The 18,261-nt window shown below is 70.5% G+C and carries 6 protein-coding genes; 1 reads left to right on the top strand and 5 read right to left on the bottom strand.

Features of this window, described 5'->3' with window-relative positions:
• Nucleotides 1-23 precede the first annotated feature (23 nt).
• Complete coding sequence (locus JYK02_RS07190) at nt 24-674, top strand: hypothetical protein (protein WP_207050151.1); 651 nt, start codon at nt 24-26, stop codon at nt 672-674.
• A gap of 4 nt (nt 675-678) precedes the next feature.
• Here the strand turns inward: JYK02_RS07190 and JYK02_RS07185 are convergent, their stop codons facing one another.
• The 5 genes from JYK02_RS07185 to JYK02_RS07165 all read right to left on the bottom strand — a co-directional run bounded on the left by JYK02_RS07185 (nt 679) and on the right by JYK02_RS07165 (nt 18,255).
• Nucleotides 679-1,779: a TIGR04552 family protein gene (locus tag JYK02_RS07185; RefSeq protein WP_207050150.1), complete on the bottom strand. Its 1,101-nt coding sequence runs from the start codon at nt 1,777-1,779 to the stop codon at nt 679-681.
• Between the two features lie 102 nt (nt 1,780-1,881).
• A complete protein-coding gene (locus JYK02_RS07180) occupies nt 1,882-2,439 on the bottom strand; it encodes a toxin-antitoxin system YwqK family antitoxin (RefSeq protein ID WP_207050148.1) in 558 nt (185 codons plus the stop codon).
• Nucleotides 2,440-2,592: 153 nt separating this feature from the next.
• Nucleotides 2,593-3,477, bottom strand: coding sequence for a hypothetical protein (locus JYK02_RS07175; protein ID WP_207050140.1), 885 nt, complete (start codon nt 3,475-3,477; stop codon nt 2,593-2,595).
• 236 nt (nt 3,478-3,713) lie between these two features.
• Nucleotides 3,714-5,843, bottom strand: coding sequence for an adventurous gliding motility protein GltJ (gltJ, locus tag JYK02_RS07170; protein WP_207050138.1), 2,130 nt, complete (start codon nt 5,841-5,843; stop codon nt 3,714-3,716).
• Nucleotides 5,844-5,979: 136 nt separating this feature from the next.
• The gene (locus JYK02_RS07165) at nt 5,980-18,255 is read right to left on the bottom strand and encodes a tetratricopeptide repeat protein (protein ID WP_207050130.1); all 12,276 of its coding nucleotides are present in this window, start codon (nt 18,253-18,255) and stop codon (nt 5,980-5,982) included.
• Nucleotides 18,256-18,261 lie beyond the last annotated feature (6 nt).

Below are 18,261 nucleotides of genomic sequence, written 5' to 3'. Positions count from 1 at the left end.
CATCGCAGAAAACATAAACATCCATGAAGAGCCACAACTGCTGGACTCAAGCACTCATCTTTTCTGCGTTTCTCGTGATGTCAGCCTGCGGCCCCCATTCATCGGAGGATACGCCTTCAAAGGACAGAGACATCCGATTTCAAGAAGCAACAATCGGAGAGCCGTGCTCCAGATCCGCAAGCCAACCCACGACTTGCAGCTACGGGGAGTACTGCGCGTCAATCCCCAGCCAATGTTCGGCGGTCCCGGCTGCCGTCTGTGACAACTTCTCAAATCACGGCACGACTTGGGATCCCAGCACATCAACCGGCCCAGTCATCTACGACGCCAAGGTAGTCAGGTTTGCGCAAGACACTACCTTCTGTAGTACATACGCACCGAAGCGTGTCACCTTCCGGCTCAAGGTCTACGCTCCAGCCGCAGATTTGCCGACTTCGACTGAAGGTTTTTCCGGTCGGTTCTATTTCGTCAGCCCCGACGGAGTTGAAATCAACGCATCGGCCCTTCAGCGCATCACTACAACAAGCGACCGCAAGAACGTCACCTTCGACGTGAACCTCTGTCTCCCGGATGGAACAACAAGCTATACCGCCGGATTCTTCTTTGTTGGCGGCAGCGAGGTGTGCGTCACAGCGTCGGAAGTACCTGTAGGGGATCCCGCTACGCTGCGCTGACAGCCTAGCCCTGACGCTTTGGTACGACGAGTCCTCTGCTCAGGCGATTGAGGACTCGTCGCTTCTGTCGGCGCTTGTAGCTTTCGTGAGCATTGTCTCCGAGCTCATTGAGCTTGGCCGTCTCCTCGTCCGCGATCTGGAACTCAACGAGCGCGAAGGTGACCCGCCCCTTCCTGGGGCGGGTGTCACTTTCAGGCGGAGGCAGGTAGGGATCCATCCGCAGCGGGAGGTCCACGACGAAGTTGAGGACCCGATAGGAGCTTCCAGAGAAGGTGTTCCCCGTCCGGTCCTCGCGGTCCTCGAAGTCCCTGTCCAGGTGGAGCTGAGGGATGAACTGCTCGAAGTGAGGATTCTCCTCCAGCAGGCCCTTGAACGGCAGCAGCGTGTTCTCCGTCTGCCCCGGGACGACGAAGTTGAAGGGGAACAGGCGCTGCGTCAGGAAGTAGAGGACCGGTAGCAGGTCCTCCCGCTTGCGGGTGATGACCCGGAACCGCGTGCGGTCGTACACCTGTGCCGCGACGGTCTCCTTCTTCGCGATCAGCTTGGTGACCAGGGAGTCCCGCGTCTTGATGGAGTGAGCGAACTCCACGATGGGCAGCCCCATCTCCTTCATCTCACGGGCGACGCCCAGTACCTTCTCCGTGACCATCTCCGCCAGCTCCGCTTCCGAAGCCGCGAGGCGGAACAGCAGGTCACGCCCTTCAATGTGCTGGATGACGTGCATGACCTTCAGCACGATGCAAGCGATCCGCCGATAGCGGGCAAGTCCCTTGGCCCCGGATGCGAAAAGGAAGAGGTCATGGAGCTCTTCCGGCTGAGCCACGGCGTCCGCGACCCGGTAGTCGAAGGTCTTGCGCAGGTACTCCACCGCGTCGGCCAGCACCGTGCGGGCCCAGGCATCGTCGTAGGGCCGTGACACGTCCAGCTGACAGAGGCGCAGGAAACGGTCCACCTCGTCCCGTGTCTGGAAGTGCATCCGCCGCCAGTCGATGACCGATCCACCTCTCAGGATGAGCCGGATGCGCTCAAGTTCACGCAATCCCATCTGCGGCACCGTGCAGACAGGGACAGCGGAGAGGACTGGAACAAGAGAGGGGGCCTTCACAGCGTTGTTCCTATCCGGCTGGAGCCCCAAGGGAAAGCCCCGCAATACGAAGGGCCCCGGCCTGGGAAGCAGGCTGGGGCCCTCCTGACCACGTCCGCCTGCCTACTTGGCGGCGACTTCCTTGCCCTTCTCGAAGCGGCTCTCGCGGACGACCTTGCCGTCCTCGCTCAGTTCCTGAAACACACCGTCCTTCAAGCCGTTCTGGTAGTGCTCGACGAAGTGGGGCTTGCCGCTCGCGAAGGAGAGCGTCCGGGTGCCGTGGTAGTTGCTCTCACGGAACTCAATCTGGTCGTACTGGTTGCCAGCCTCGTCGAAGAAGACCCAGGTTCCGGTCTTGTGACCGTTCAGGTACTGGCCCACAGCCGCCTTCTTTCCATTCGCGTGGAACGAACGGTAGGGGCCGTGCGCGACAAGGTTTCCTCCGGCCAGTTCCGGCTTACGGCAGAAAAGGCCATCCGCCTTGGAGCCGGCCTGCTTGGTGCCTTCCGGACAGGCCAGCTGGGTCGTGGTGTCTGCCGCGAAGGCAACAGGAGAAGCGAGAACCAGGCCCAGGGTGAACATCCGCATCAGCTTCGTGGACTGCATGGAGTCTCCTTTTGAAGTCGCCGGAACGCCCGTGCGCGCACCTGACAAGACGAAGAAGGACTGACTGAAATTCATGGGACATTCCCGCCCCCTGGAGGCCTCACCGAAGCCCCAGGTTCCTTGGCGGTGAAAGAAACGAAGAGCCCCGCCCCGTGATTCCTGGGCGGGGCTCCAATGACATGGGTGGACCGAGTCCTCTGGATACGTCAGGGACCCGTCATCCAGGCCTTAGTAGTTGGCCTGGTGGCAGGCGAAGTTGCCACCCGTGAAGTAGTAGCCCAGCGAGGTCGTGTTGGACGAAGGCAGCACGCAGATGTTGACGACGATGTCCGCGCGGTTCCCCGAGACCGTGTAGTTGCCAGCGGAAGAGCTGATCGACGGCGACTGCGTGCTCCCGTTCACCAGGACGTAGAGGAACCCGTTCAGGCCGGCGGACGTCGCGGGCCAGGCCGTGTCGGAGTACGCGGAGACAGTGATCTTCACGCGCTTGGTCGAGGTGTTGCCGCAGAAGGCCGTGTCCGTGGTGGCGGTGCCGGTCGCGACCTTGAAGATGATCGGGCCCGTGGTGCCCAGCGCGGCCTTGTTGCTGAAGTTCTGGTAGTTCTCGCAGGTCGGGGCCGGGGGCGCCGAGCAGGTCCCGCTGTAGCAGGCCGAGCCGTACGCGCAGGTGGCCTTGCCCTCACCCGTGCAGGTCGTCGCCGCCGGGCTGCACTGGCCCGTGGTCGTGTTGCAGGTGTTGCCAGCGGCGCAGTCAGCGTCCTTGGTGCAGCCCGCGGGGGTGGAGCCGGGCTCCTCGCAGCGCTTGGACACGGTGCCGCAGACCAGGCTGGTGGAGTCGTCCTCGTTGCACAGCTGGTTGGTCTGGCACTGGCAGACCTTCGCCGTGTTCGCCGAACCGGCCAGCGGGGCGCAGTTCTTCTCCGTGTCGGGGCAGTCAGAGCCGCTCTCGCAGGTGTCCATGCACACGCCCGCGGCCGTGTTGCAGAAACCGGAGGAGCAGTCGGTGTCCGAGGTACACGTCTCGGCCGTCGTCGCGTCATCGCCACAGGCGGTCAGCGCCAGGCTCATCGAGCTCAAAGCGGCGAGCATCACCATCATCTTGCGCAGCTGCATTCGGAACTTCCTCCTGGATTGGTTACGTCGCCCGGTGTCTCCGGCCACCTGACTCCAGACACCGGGTTTGAAGTCGAGCGGGCTTTAGTCCTCTCACTCCAGACGTGTCAACGAGTGTCGACCGACCTTCCTACGACTCCCACACGGGGAAATTCACCGTTCACGAAAGCGCACAATCCCGGCGCACGTCACACCGACATCGCCGTCACATATGACGGCGATGTCGGTGCTGGACGTCAGAACGTGAAGGGGAAGTCGATGGGGTCGCCCTGCTTCTGGTGCTTCGGGAACGACCAGCTCTTGATGAGCCCGGTGATGCACGTGGCCATGTAGCTCGAGCGGAACTCATCCGTGCGGCACGACACCGAGGTCGTCTTGCCGCTCGGCTGCACCGTCCAGCGCATCACCAGCTTGCCGCTGAGCGACGGGTCCTTCTGCTTCTGCTCGTTCACGCACTTCACGATGGCGGGCTTGTTGTTCAGCACCACCTGCATGATGTCCGACTGCTGCAGGCGCTCCGGCGTGCCGCCACCCGGCTCGGGCGGGATGTACGCCGTCGCGGTCGTCTTGGTCGCGGGCTTCGTGGCCGTCGGCTTCTTCGTGCCGAACAGCTCGTCGAAGTCATCATCCCCGCCGCCAGAGTTCGACGCGGAGGACGAAGACGTGGAGGAGGGCTTCGACACCGTGATGGCGTCACCCTCGTCCTCATCGCGCTGCGAGCCACGGCTCCCGCTGGAGCCCGTCTTGCGATGGTTGCGCGAGTCCACCCGCGCCACCGCTGTCCCCATGTTGGGCGTCGTGCTGGCGGGCTTCACCTCAGCCGCGGGCGGAGGCGGCGTGGGCGTGGCGGCCGGAGCCGTCGCCACGGCCGGCGGAGGCGTTCCACCGGCCGCGGGCTGGGTGCCAGCGGCGGGGGGCGTTCCGGCGGCAGCGGTGCCCGCAGCGGGCGTCGTGGCAGGCGCGGTCGGCGCCGCAGCGGGCTGGACCGCCGCGGGAGGCGTCTGCACCGCCGCGGGAGGCGGCGGCATGGGCGGCAGCTCGGTCTTGGGCGTCGGCGCGGCAGCGACCTGGACCGGTGCCTCCACGGGACGCTCGGACGAGTTGCCGCGCGCGACGAAGACGACCGCCGCGCCCGCCATCACGAGCACGCCCGCCGTCACCGCGACCATCATCCCCGTGCGGCCCTTGCCGCCCGTGGGTGCCGCCGCGGGCGGCGGATAGGCCGCCGGATACCCCGGAGGCGGATAGCCCTGCGGCTGCTGCCCATAGGGCATCTGCGCCTGCTGCGGCGGGTACGCCACCGGCTGCTGCGGCGCGTACTGCGGCACCGGCGGCTGCGGCGCATAGCCCGGCTGCGGCTGCGGCGCGTAGGCCTGGGGCGCGGCCATTCCCGGCGCGGGAGCCATCATGGCCCCCGGCATCGCCGGCGAGGACACCGGCTCCGGCGGCGGCACCGGCACGTCCAGGAGGCGCGACTGCGACAAAGGCTCGCGATCCAGCGACGGCGCCGGACGCGGCGGCGGCTTGCTGAGGGCGTCGTTCTCCTCCTTCACCAGCGAGGCCAGCACGCTCGCGGCGGAGGGCTTCCAGCCCACCGGCTCATCCGGCGCGGTCGAACCCCCACCCACGCCCGGACGGGAGGCGCCCGCGCTGAAGGCGGACTCCACCGGACCGGCGGGAATCGTGGGCGACGACGTGGACACCGGCGCGGGCGCGACGATGACCGGCTTGGCCGGGCGCGGCGCCAGCACCGACGCCAGCTCCGCCGTCTCCGACAGGGGAATCCAGTCGCTGAAGCCCGAGCGCCAGCAGAGGTTGTCCGGGCCCACCTCGCCGCGGTCCCAGGCGTCCTTCACCTTCTCCACCGTCCAGGGGCCGACCTGCTTCTCGTCGATGGCGACGTACCACTCGTGCGACGCGGCGGCGGCCTTCTCCTCCGCGGTCGGCTCGGCGGCCTCGGCCTCGGCGAGCTTGCGCACGGCCTCCGCCTTCGCGGCCTTGGCCTCCGCTTCCGCCTCCGCGGCCTTGAGCTTCTGCGAGCCCGTGCTCAGGACCTGGTCGAAGACCGCGCCAATCTCATCCTCTTCCACGTCCGTGAAGAGGCCGCCTTCCGGCGGCGTGCCCAGCGTGGCGGGAAGTCCCGTGCCGGACGACTCCACGATGCGTGGCGCGTTCGCATCCGCGCTGCTCTTGGCCTCCGTGGCCGCGGTGGCCTCCGCCCCGCCCTCCTTCGCCGCCGATGCACCGGCGGGCCTCACCAGGATGGTGTGACCGCACTTCTTGCAACGCAGCTTGACCCCTTTCGGGCCAACCTTGTCGTCGCTGATCATGTACTGCGCGCGGCAGCTGTCGCAGACGAAACGCATCGTTCCCGTAAGCCTCGAAAATGACGGGCGAAATCCCGTCGGAATCGTAGAAGTGCCCACCGGCGGAGATCAAGGACACCTGCCTTGAACGCCCGCCTGCTTTCAACGCGTGAACCCTCGCTGAGGTCTGAGGGCCCTACTTTCGCACCTGGACTTCCACGTGTGTGCCAACGGCCACACGCAGCTCGTGCAGGTCCTCGGAGGTCGCGAACACCAGCAACTCCCGCAGCTTGGTGCGCGGGGCGACGCGGAACGCGGATCCCGTCTCGCCCTGCACCATGCGACGCACGGGCTCCAGCTCGCCCGCGGCGAAGAGGCCCGCGCGCGACGCGGTGAGCTCCGCGCCCTCCAGCCACGTGCGCACATCCTGCGGCGTCGCCGTGGGCAGGTAGGCCCTCGCGACCTTCGCCAGGGCGGCCCGGTCCGGCTCGCTCAGGCTCTTCTGGAGCAGCTGCCGCTCCACGTCCACCAGCCGCGGATCCACCGTGTAGCGCACGTTGCCCACCACCAGGCTGAGCGCCGCCTGCACCACGGCCTCCAGCCGCTCGGGCGCCACGCGCTGGCTGAACGCCAGCTCCGCGCGGGCGAGGGCCAGCGTCCGGCCCAGGAGGTAGTACACCTCCTTCTGGCCCTGCTCCGCGAAGTACTTGCCGCCCACACGCACGCACGCGGGATGCGTCTGGAGCAGGTCCACGTTCACGAGCGGCTCGGGGGCCGGCTCGTTGGAGCGCTTCGCCAGCCGCTCGCGCGTGGCCACGAGGAAGGGCGAGTACAGCTCCACCGCCTCCATGCCGAAGAGCCGCGCGACGTAGCGGTAGTGGTTGACGTGGTACTCCTGCGCGGTCGCCACGTCGATGCGGTGGCGCTTGGGCACCAGCTGGTACTGCGGGAAGGGCACCGCGTACAGGTGGCCGGCCTTCTCGAAGAGCAGGCCCAAGAGCTCCGACAGCGGTCCGCGCACCTTCGGGTGGAAGAGCGCGGTCTGCCACAGCCGGTCCGTCAGCGGACGCTGCGCCAGCTCCTTCTTCTTCGCGTAGGGCCCCAGCTTGGTGAGGATCTCCTGCTCGTCCTCGCCCGCCTCGCCCAGGAGGCCCGACACCGCCTGCGCGGCGAGCCACGCGGCGTCGTAGTCCTTGCGCACCGCGGACAGCCGCACCAGGTGGCCCACCACCTTGCGCGGGTTCTCCGTGTTCGGCAGCGCGCGGCGCAGCGCCACGATGGCCTCTTCCTCGCGGCCCGGCATCTGGCCGGCGACTTCCGCGAACGTCTCCTGGATGGACGCGTCGTCCGGCAGGCCCTTCGCCGCGACGCCGTAGGCGGCCACTGCGCCCTCCGGGTGCTTGAGCACCTGGAGGTACAGGTCGCCCAGCGCGCGCCACAGCGTCATGCGCGCCGGGTGCGTGTCCGGCGTCTTGGGCAGACGCGCGAGCATGCGCGTGTAGTTCTCCTCCAGCGTCTTCCACTGGCGCGCGCCACCGAGCATCGCCTCCAGCGCGCTGAAGGCCTCCACGAAGCGGTGGTCCAGGTCGAGCGCGGCGTTGAAGGCCTGTGCCGCGCCCTCCACGTCCTTCAGCTCGTCGCGGCGGATCTCTCCGAGCGCGAACCACACGCGCTTGGCCTTGTGCGGCTCCAGGGCGAGCGCGGGCAGCGCCAGCATGCGGCCCAGCACGTCCGCGGCCTTCTGGCCCTGACGCGTCTCACGCAGCAGGCGGTAGAGCGCGTCCATCACCTCCGGCGCGTCCGGCTGCGCCTTGAGGGCGCCGGTGAACGCGTCGATGGCCATGTACGGGTCGTGCAGTTCGTCGCGCGCGATGCGGCCCAGCTCCAGGTAGACCTTGACCTTGGCCTCGCCCTCCAGGCTGTTGACGAGCTCCTGGCGCAGCTCCGCGGACTTGTCGTAGTTGCCCGCCTTGTCCATCAGCGTGATCAGCGCGCGCAGCGTCTGCTCGTGCTGCGGGTCGATGGCGAGCGCCTTCTCGAAGTGGTTCTGCGCGCGGTCCGTCTGGCCGAGGGCGGCGTGCACGTCACCCAACTGCCAGTAGACCTCCACGACCTCCAGGTCCGTCAGCTCCTCGCGGTGGTGGATGAGGATGGTCTGGAAGACCTTGAGCGCGTCCTCGTACCGCTTCGCCTGCACCAGCAGGTTGCCGTAGCCCTCGAGCGCGGGCAGGTACGTGGCGTCCAGGCCGTAGGCCTTCTCGTACGAGGACAGGGCCTTGTCGCGGCGGCCCAGCTTCTCCGTCACGTAGCCCAGCCGGTAGAGCTGGCGGCAGAGGTCCTGCGCGATGGCGGCGTCCTTCTCCGCCATGGCCTTCTCCGCCATCTTGCGCGTGACGATGTCCAGCATCCGCTCCGCGGACGCCCAGTCCTCGCGCGCGATGTAGACGTCCGCCAGCGGGCGCGCCGCCTCCAGGCTGTCCGGGATGTGCTTGAGCGTCTCCTCCCAGTAGGGCGTCGCCGTCTCGCGGTCCTCGCGCGTCTCCGCGTGGTAGCGCGCGACGTCCAGCAGGGCCTTGCCCTTGGCGGCCGGATCATCCGTCTGCTGCGCCTCCTGCAGCAGCGTCTGCTCGTAGCCGCTCCAGTCCTGCTCCTGCTCCTGGATGCCCTTGAGGGCTCGGATGGTGGGCAGGTGGCCCGGGTCGATGGCCAGTGCCTGCTGGTACGCGGTCCGCGCGCTCGCCATGTCCGCGAGCATGTCCTCGTTGATCTTCCCCAGGCGGTGCCACAGCTCCACCGCCGCCGGGTCGCTGCCCACGACCTGCGCTTCCTTCTGCAGCATCTCCAGCGCGAAGGGCCAGTTGCCGCTGCGCTCGTAGAGCTTGCCCAGGGCGTGCAGCGCGGGACGGGACTCGGGGTCCGTGGCGAGCGCCGCGTGGTAGCTGTTCACCGCGCGGTCCACGGCCTTGAGGTTCTGGTACTGGACGTTGCCGATCTCCACGTACAGCTCCGCCTGCTCCTGCGGGCTGGTGGCGAGCGCGAGCTGCCGCTCGTACGCGAGGATGAGGTCCTCCCACCGGGACTGCGCGCGGCGCAGGCGGATGAGGGACTTAATGGCCGGCACGTTCTGCGGGTCGATGGAGAGCACGCCCTCCACGCACGCGTCCGCGTTGGCGGGGTTCTGGTACGTGTCCTCCCAGATGGTCGCGCTGCGGAAGAGGACGCGGACCTTCTCGCGGTAGTCCTGGGACAGCTCCAGCATCCGCTCGTAGATGGCGAGCAGGTCCGCCGGCTGATCCAACCGCGTGTGCAGCCGCTCCAGCGACTCCAGCGCCTCGCGGTTGTAGGGGTCGAACTCCAGCGCCATGCGGAACGCGGAGACCGCGGACTCGTCGTCCTTGAGGTCGCGCTCGTAGACGGTCGCCACCTCCACCTGGATGCGCGCGCGCTCCTCGTTGGACGCCGCGAGGTCGCGGGCCCGGAGCAGCGTGGTGGCCACGTCGCGGAACGCGTTCCCGCGGCGGTAGAGGTTCGTGAGGACGCCGAGCGTCTCCAGGTCCGGCTCCAGCTCCAGCGCGCGCAACAGGGCGCTGGCCGCTTCGGTCGGGTCGTCCAGCGTCTCGTCCCAGACGCGGGCGATCTCCTTGAGGATGCCCTTGCGCGCCTCGATGGAGCCCGCCGCCTCCAGCTTCTGCTCCAGCGCGACGACGTACTCGCGGTCGCGGCCGCGCCGCTGGAAGACCGCCGCCAGCCCGTCCAGCGCGGTGGCGTTGGTGGGGTCGAACTCCAGAATCTTCCGGAACGCGGCCTCCGCGGCCTGCGGATCATCCAGCCGCGAGTCGTGGATGCGCGCGAGCGTGGCATAGATGCGCTCCGCGAGCGGGCCACGGGGCAGCTCGTCCGCGACCTCCTCGTAGACCGCCGCCAGTTCCTCGTGGCTGCCCGTCTCGTCCGCGAGGCGCTCCACCTCTTCGCGCAGCGCGTCCTCGGCCGCGTCCAACTGCAGCGCGCGGCAGAGCGCCAGGAAGGCCACGTCCTTCTGGCCCAGACGCTCTTCCTGTACCCGGGCGATCTCCCGCAGCGCCGCCATCTTCTCCTCGTCGGTGACGAGGTGGGGCATGTAGCGGTCCATCACCGTGGCGTACGCGCGCCAGTCGTTGTGCGTGCGATACAGCGTGCACACGCGCTCGTAGGCGGTGCGGTTGGCGGGGTCGAGCTCCAGCACCTTCTCCAGCGCACCGGCGGACAGCTCCGGCTTGCCGCCCTGCCCTTCCCACAGCTCCGCGACGGCGAAGTACGCGGCCACGGCCGGGTCGCGCTCTTCGGCCGCCAGGTGCACCTGGACCTTGAGCTCCAGGGCGCGCACGGCGTCGTTCCACGCGCGCAGCGACACGGACAGCGCGTAGACGCGCTCCAGGTCGGAGACGGCGTGGGGCTCCACCTCCAGCGCGCGGCGGGCCGCGTCCAGCGACTCTTCGCGCCGGCCCATGCCCGCGAGCACTTCCGCCATGCGCAGACGCAGCGCCTTCACGCCGTCGCTGCTTTCCTGCAGCGGGATGAGGCGGCGCAGCACGCCGACCAGTTCCTCGCGCTGGCCCGTCTCGTCGTACAGCTCGCGCAGCGTGTCCAGCACGCCGCGGTGGCGTGCGTCGCGGTCCAGCGCGGCCTTGAAGTACGGCACCGCCGCTTCCGGCTGCTTGAGCAGGCGGTACACGACGCGGCCCAGCCGCTCGTTGAGGCGCACCACCTCACGCGGATCCAGCGTGATGGCCAGGCGGCCCTCGAGCAGCTCGCGCAGTTCCTGAGGACGGCCCGCGCGCTCGTACAGCGACTCCAGCGCGGAGAAGACCTGCTCGTTGCGCGGGTTCTTCGCCAGCAGCTCGCGGTACAGGTCGATGGAGCGGCCCAGGTCCGACAGGCCTTCCGCCGACACCTGCGCCATCTTGCCCAGGACGCGGTCCCGCTCGCTGCCGGAGACCTTGTCCGCCTGGAGCTTCAGGATGGCGTAGAGCTTCTCGGACGCGCCCGCGCCCTCGTAGATGCCCTCCAGGAGGCGCGCCGAGGCGAGGTGCTCCGGCTCCAGCGCGAGGATGGCCTCGTAGGCGCTCGCGGCGCGGTCCGGGCTGTCCATCCGCTCCTGGTAGAGCTGCCCCAGGCGGAAGAGGAAGCCGATCTTGTCCGCCGGCGTCGCCGCGCCGGTGGCCAGCGCCTCCAGCACGCCGGCCAGCTCCGGCCACGCCTCCAGGTGCAGGTAGAGGCGGTCCAGCGCGACGAGCGACGCCTGCTGTACGGACGCGTGCAGCGTGCGCGCACGCTCGAAGTAGGATACCGCGCGGTCCGGATCGCGCAGGCGCGTCTCCAGCACCTGTCCCAGCTTGAGGCACACCTGGGCCGCGTCGGCGGCCTCGGCGATGCGCGGCAGGGCCTCCTCGTAGAGCACCACGAGTTCGTCGTAGCTGCCCGCGACGTCGGTGGCGTTCTCCAGGCGGCGGCGGACCTCGCTGTCGTTCGGGTCCTCCTTGAAGCCGCGGTAGAGCGCGAGGAAGGCCAGCTCGCCCTCGCCCTGCGTCTCGCGCAGCGTGGCCAGCTCGCCGAGCAGCTGCTTGCGCTCGACGGCGTCCGGCGACACGCCCACGCGGGTTTCAATCAACTGCGCCAGCCGCGTGACGTCACCGCTCGCGCGGAAGGCGCGCAGCAGCGTCTCCACCGCGAGCAGGTTCTGCGGCTCGCGCGCCACGATGGCTTCCATGCGGCCCACCGCGCCCGGATGGTTGGGCTGCACGGACAGCACCTCGCCGTACAGCGACAGCGCGCCCGCCTTGTCCAGCAGCTTGGACTCGCGCACCGTCGCGAGGCGGAACTTCAGCTCCAGCCCCTCCTCCGGCGGCATCAGCGCGATGCGCCGCGCGAGGACGTCCGCGAGCTCCGGCCAGCGCTCCTGCTTCTGGCAGAGCGCATCCATCCGCGCGAGCGCGACCGCGTCGTCCGGCTGCAGCTCCAGCAGCCGCCGGAACGTGGCCAGTGCGCCCAGCGCGTCCTTGAGCTGCTCCTCCTGCAGCACGCCAATCTGGTGGAGCACCGCCGCGCGACGCGCCGGCTCCTCCGACAGCGCGAGCTGACGGCGCAGCACCTCCAGCAGCTCCGTGGGACGGCCCTGCGAGGCGACGAGCCGCGCGGTGCCGTCCAGCGCCTCGTTGTCCGTGGGCTTGAGCTCCAGCACGCGCTTCCACGACTGGAGCGCCTCCGCAGGCTCACCCAGGTCCACCTGCATGCGGGCGAGCGCACGGTACAGCTCCGCGCGGGCCGCGTCGCTGGCCTTGGGGGCCACCTCCGCCAGCACCGAGCACAGCTCCTCCGGAGCCTCCGCCTTGTCCACCAGCGCGACGCACAGCTCCAGCGAGCGCGGGTCCTCTGGCAGCTCGCGCAGCGCGCGCGTGGCGGTGAGGAACGCCATCTCCGCGTTCTCCAGCGAGCTTGCGTAGATCTCCGCGATGCGACGCAAGAGCGCGGCCCGCTCCTGCGGCACGGCCTCCGCGGAGGCGCGCGACTCCAGCATCTCCACCTGCTTCAGGTGGTTGCCCACGGACGCGAAGATGGGCTCCAGGGCGCTCGCCGCCGCGCCACGCAGCGGGCTCTCCGAACGCGCCAGTTCCTCCAGCGCGCCCACCGCGCCCGGGTGGCCCGCGCGCCGCGCGAGCACCAGCTTGTACAGCTCCAGCGCGCCGCGCGGATCATCCAGGCGGGACACCTTCAGCCGGCCCAGGCGCACGCGGAGGTCGGACGCCTCTTCCTGCGCATCGCGCGCGTCCGCCATCTGGATCTCACGCTCGACGTGCTGCGCGAGCTCCGCCCAGCGCTCCATGTCCGCGAGCACGCGGCCCAGCAGCTTCAGCGCGTTGGCGTTCTCCGGCCGGCGATCCAGCACCTCGCGGTACGCCTGCGCCGCCAGCGACTTGTCCGCCAGCGTCTCCTCGGCCAGGTGCGCCAGCTCGAAGAGCAGGTTGATCTGCGAGGACGCATTCGTCTCCGCGGCCACCTGCCGGCGCATGACGAGCGCCAGCTCGCGGTGCGCGCCCGTGCGGCGGTGCACGCGGGCGATGGCCTCCAGCACCGGCTTGTTCATCGGGTCGCGCCGGCTCACCTGCTCCAGCGCGCGCACTGCCAGGTCGTAGCGCTTCAGGCGGTTGTCGTAGATGGCCGCCAGGCGCCGCCACAGGTCGCCCGCCAGGGGCTCCGCGGGGTCGCGCTCCAGTTGGTCCTCGTAGGCCGCCGCCACCTCCTCGAAGGAGCCCGAGTCCGCCGCGAGCCGTTCCAGCTCGTCGCGCACGCCGGCTTCCGCGGGCAGCTCGTTGAACGCGCGCAGGCGCGCGACGAAGGCCAGCGACGTCTGGCCCAGGCCCTCGCGCAGGACGGCGATCTCCTGCAGCCGCTCCAGGCGCTGCTCCGGCGGAACGCCCGGCAGCAGCACCTCCAGCACGTCCACCAGCTTCCGCGTGTCGTTGAGGCCGCGGTAGACGGGCTCCAGCAGCCGCGCCGCCTCCAGGCGGGGACCGTCGTGCGCGAGCAGGCGCTCCAGGCCCGCCACCACCTGGCCATCGCCCGGCGACAGCTCCAGCAGCCGGCGGTACACCGGCAGCGCCTCGGTGGGGCCAACCTCCTTCTCCAGCAACTGCGCGCGGCGCAGCAGGTACGCGCGGCGGCCGGGCTCGTCCGGCGCGAGCTCCGCGAGCTGATCCAGCACGTCCGCCTGCTCCACGAAGTGGCGCGTCTTGGCGTACAGCTTGTCGAGCGCGAGCAGCCCTTCCGGCACCTTGCGGATCGCCAGCGCGGAGCGCAGCACCTCGATGGCCTTCGCGTCCTCGCCCGCGCTCGCGTAGGCCTCGCCGGCCTTGAGCAAGAGCCCCAGCCGCGCCTCCGGGTCGGTGGAGAGCTGCGCCTGGCGGGCGTAGACCTCCGACAGGCTCTTGGCGTTCTGGCCCTTCTCGTAGAGCCGGGACAGCGCCTCCAGCGCCTGACGGTCCTGCGGCGCGTCCGCCAGCAGGTTCTTCCAGAGGCGCGTGGCCTCCTCGGGCTGATCCAGGCCCTCACGCAGCTCCGCCGCGCGGCGCAGCAGGTCCAGCATCGCCGGATCCCCGGCGGTGAGGTCCACGGCGGCGCTCTCGTAGATCTCCGCCAGCACCTCGTGGCTGCCCGTCTCGCGGGCCAGCCGCTCCAGGTCCGGACGCACGCCCTCGCGGTCCAGGTCGTTGGCGAACGCCTTCACCGCCGCCATGAACGCGAGCGACGGCTGCTGCATGTCGCGCTCGTAGATGCGGCGGATCTCCCCGGCGAGGATGATCTTCTCCACCGTGAGCGCGGACTCCATCCGCGTCTCGCGCAGCGCCACGCGGCGGGCATGGTCGCCCACCTGCGCGAGCACCTTGTCCAGCACCTCCAGCGCCGCGCCGCTCGTGGGCACCGCCGCCTTCACCCAGGCCTCCAGCGCGGCCCGTGCGCCAGGGTGGCCGGGGTCCTCGGTGAGGATGCGCTTGTAGAGGCCGAGCGCCGCGTTGGCGTCGTCCAGCACCGTGCGCAGCAGCTCCGCCAGGCGGAAGGACACCTCACGCCCCTGCGGGCTCTGGCCCTCCTGGTTGCGCCGCAGCGCCAGCGTCCACGCCAGGTCCTTGGGACGGTTGAGGTCCGTGTAGAGGCGGTCCAACGCGGTGGCGGCCTCGCGCTGCGCCGGATCGCGCTCCGCGATGGCGCGCCACGCGGACGCCGCGCTCTCCTTGTCCGTGAGCTTCGCCTCGTGCAGCAGCGCGGCCTCACGCAGGCACACGAGCTGATCCGCCGGCTCCTGGATGGCCGCCGCCAGCTTCTCCAGCACCTCCGCCAGCGCCGCCCACTCCTCACCCGCGCGGTGCAGGCGCTGCAGCGCCCGCAGGCTGTCGATGTTGCCCGGCTCCAGCTCCAGCAACGCGCGCAGGGCCTTCACCGCTCCCGGCCGGTCGTCGAGCTTCTTCTCCTGCACCTCCGCCAGCTCGCGCAGCAGCGCTCCGCGCGCGGGGCCCACGTCGCCCTCTTCCGTCAGCTCGGAGAGGATCTCCGCGAAGCTGTCGAGCGAGTCCGCGTCCTCCGCCGCCTGACGCGCGGCGGCCCGGAGCCCACCGTCAGCGGGGGCCAGACGCATCGCGCGCGCGAGCGACGCGAACGCCAGCTCCGGCTGCCGCAGGTGCGCCAGGTGGACCTGCGCCGCGTGGCGCAGCGCCTGCACGCGGCCGGTGTCGTCGCGGGCCACTTCCGCGAGCACGTCCAGCGTCGCCACGAGCTTGCGGTGTTCCTTCGTGCGCTCGTACGCGGGGATCAGCGCGCGCGCCGCCGCCTCGCGCGACGGGCCCGAGGCCAGCATCGCTTCCAGCGCCGAGAGCGCGTCCGGATCCGACGGACGCTGCCGCAGGAGGTCCGCGTAGCTCTGCACCGCCTCCGCGCTGCCGTCCTGCGAGCCCTGCAGCAACTGCGCGCGGCGCAGCTTCAGCCGCGACACGTGGTCGGCGTCACCGGCCGTCTCCGCCAGGCCGATCATCCGCGCCAGGGTGTCCCCCAGCTCGCGCTGCATGCCGGCCTTCTCGTAGAGCTCCGCGAGGCGCGGCAGGTGCCGGCCTTCCTCGCCGCCGTGCGTGATGGCGGCCTGGAGCGCTTCGGCCGCCTGCTGCGGACGGCCCAGCTCCACGTTCAGGTCCACGAGCCGCAGGAGCAGCTCCAACCGCTCCGGCCCGCGCGTGGCGTGGATGCGCTTGCGCAGCAGCGTCTCCGCGTCCGCGGAGCGGCCCGCGCGCCCGTACAGGCGCACGAGGCGCTGGAGCACCTGCGGCGACTCGGGCGAGCGCGACAGCGCGGCCTCCAGCGCCGTGATGGCCTCCGCCGCCATGCCGCCCTCCTCCGCCAGCACCGACGCCTCGGAGAGCAGCTGCACCGCGAGGATGGGGTCCTCGGACTCCGTGGCGAGCGTGCGCAGCACCCGGCCCAGCTCCGCGTGCGCGGACAGGTCGCGCGCCAGACGCGCCGTCTCCGCGCGTCCCGCCTCGTCCTTCGGCTCCTCGCGCACCATGCGCAGCCGCGTGTCGAAGGCGGCGCGGCTGTCCGCGAGCTGCTTCTCGTGGATGCTGGCCAGCACCGTCAGCAGCCGCTTGCGCGTGGCCGCGTCCGTCGTGGAGTCCAGCTGCTGCTGGAGCGCCGCCACCTGCCGCTGGTGGTCACCCGTGCGGCCGTAGTGGTTCGCCAGGGCCTCCGTCAGCGCCGCCGTGCGCACGCCTCCGGCCGCCAGCCGCTCCAGACCGCCCACCACCACGCCCGTGGACACGTTCTCCGCCAGCAGCGCGAGGAACAGGTCCGCCGCGTCCTCCTGACGGTTGAGCCGCTCCGCGTACAGCTTCGCCTGCCGCGCGGTCCACTCGTTGCGCTCGAGCTGGGACTCCGAGAGCTGCGCCAGCTTCCCCGCCAGCGTCGCCGCCTCGTCGAACTTCGACAGCGCCACGCACAGCGCCTGGAGCCGCTGCACCGCCTGGGTGTCCTCGGGCGCCAGCTGCACCCACTGGCGCACGAACGGCTCCAGCTCCACGGGCGAGGCACCGGAGGCCTCGCGACGCGCGATGTCCGTCTCCAGCCGCGTCTTCGGATCATCCGCCAGCGCCGCGGCCGCCTGCAGCGACTTCACCGCCTCGCTCGCCACGGAGTCACCCGGCACGCGTGAGAGCACCTCGCGCCACGCGGCCTCCGCCCTCACGGGGTCCGCCAGCGGGCCCTGGAGCAGCTGCGCCAGGTGCCGCCACAGCGCCACCGCCACGGCCGGAGGCGTCGCCCCCTGCGCCGCGCGCAACAGCGCATGGGCCAGCGCCGGCTGCGCGTTGGCCTTCTCCGCGTGCTCCACCACCGTGTTGAGCAGCAGCGGCCGGCCCGGCTCCAGCTCCAGCGCGCGCGCCAGCACCTCGAAGGCGCCGCGCGCGTTCTCCTGCTCCTCGAACATCAGCGCAAGCGCTTCGCAGAACGCCACGCGCTCCGCGCGCGGACGCGGGGCGAGCATGGCCAGCTCCAGCAGCGGCAGGACTTCATCCAGCTTCTCGTCCTCCGCCAGCAGGCGGGACAGCTGGAAGGCCGCGAGCGCGTTGGTGGGCTCCAGCTTGAGCGCCGCCTCCAGGTGCGCGCGCGCCGCGTCCGCGTCCTTCAGCTGCTGCATGCACAGGTCCGCCAGGCGCAGGCGCAGGCTGGCCTGCTGCGCGCGGTCCTTCACCGTGCCCAGGTAGCGCTCCAGCGTGGCCACCGCGTCCGCGTACCGCTCCTGGCCCAGCATCAGCTCCGCGGCCAGGCTGGCCGCGTCCGCGCGCGACGCATCCGCCGCCACGGCCTTCTCGAAGGCGGCCAGCGCACCGGCCGCGTCGTTCATCCGGCCCAGCTTGAGCGTGCCCACGCGCAGCCACAGGTCCACCTGCGCCGTGCGGTCGCGCGCCTCGCCCGCCATCGCCTCAAGCTGGGTGATGGCCGGGCCGTAGTCGCCCGCGCGCCCCGCCATCCGCTCGATGAGCGTCAGCGCTTCCGGCATGCCCGGCCACAGGAGGAAGCAGCGGTCCAGCGCCTCCTTCACCTTGGCGGCGGAGCCAGGGTCGTACCAGGCGAACAGCTTCGCCACGAGCAGCGACAGGCGCGCGGCGCTCTTGCGGTCGCGCTCCTCCAGCGACATGCCGCGCAGCATGCGCACCTTGTCGCGCCACACCTGCTCGAAGCGCTGCATCGCGCGGGCGGCCTTGTCCGCGCGCGCGTTCTGCGGATCCAGCTCCCGCGCCACGTCCAGCACCTGCTGCGCCAGCACGTGCTCGGTGGGGTCGTCCACCAGCCGCTCCGCGAGCGCGGCGTACTCCTCCGCCATGCCCGCGTCGCCCATCGCGGCGCGCTCACGCTGCAGCGCCTCGAAGGCGGGCTGGAAGCGCTCCTCGGAGAGCAGCAGCTGGCGCACGCGCCGGAACGTCGCGCGGTCCGGCTTCACCCGCGCGGCGCGCTGCAGGCACAGCACCGCGCGGTCGCGCCGGAAGAGCTTCTGCTCGTAGAGGTCCGCGGCCTTTAGGTAGTGGGCCGCGCTCTCCTCGCCCTGCGTCGCGGCGCCCAGCCGCTCCAGCACGTCCACCAGCGACGACGAATCCTGGCGGATCTCATGCAGCCGCTTGAGCCCGCGCAGCGCGGGCATCGGGTCCTTCGCGACGAGCAGCGCGCGCTTGAGCAGGTCCTCCGCGCGCGACACGTTGCGCTGACGCTCGTGGGCCAGCTCCGCCGCGCGGCACAAGAGGCGCGCTGCCTCCTCCGTGGGAACGTCCCGCGAGCGCCCTTCGTACAGGCGGATCAGCTCCTCGACACGACCCGTCTTCTCCAGGGCCGCTTCGGTTTCAACGAAGGAGCGGTCGTCGGTCACACGCAGCGTGGGACGCGCAGGGGCGGAAGGCTGTTCCATGATGCT

This window comes from Corallococcus macrosporus, from assembly GCF_017302985.1.
In the GTDB taxonomy this organism is placed as follows: Bacteria; Myxococcota; Myxococcia; order Myxococcales; family Myxococcaceae; genus Corallococcus; species Corallococcus macrosporus_A.
Note: the sequence above shows the minus strand (reverse complement) of the source record. Positions and strands in the feature narration are given on the sequence as shown.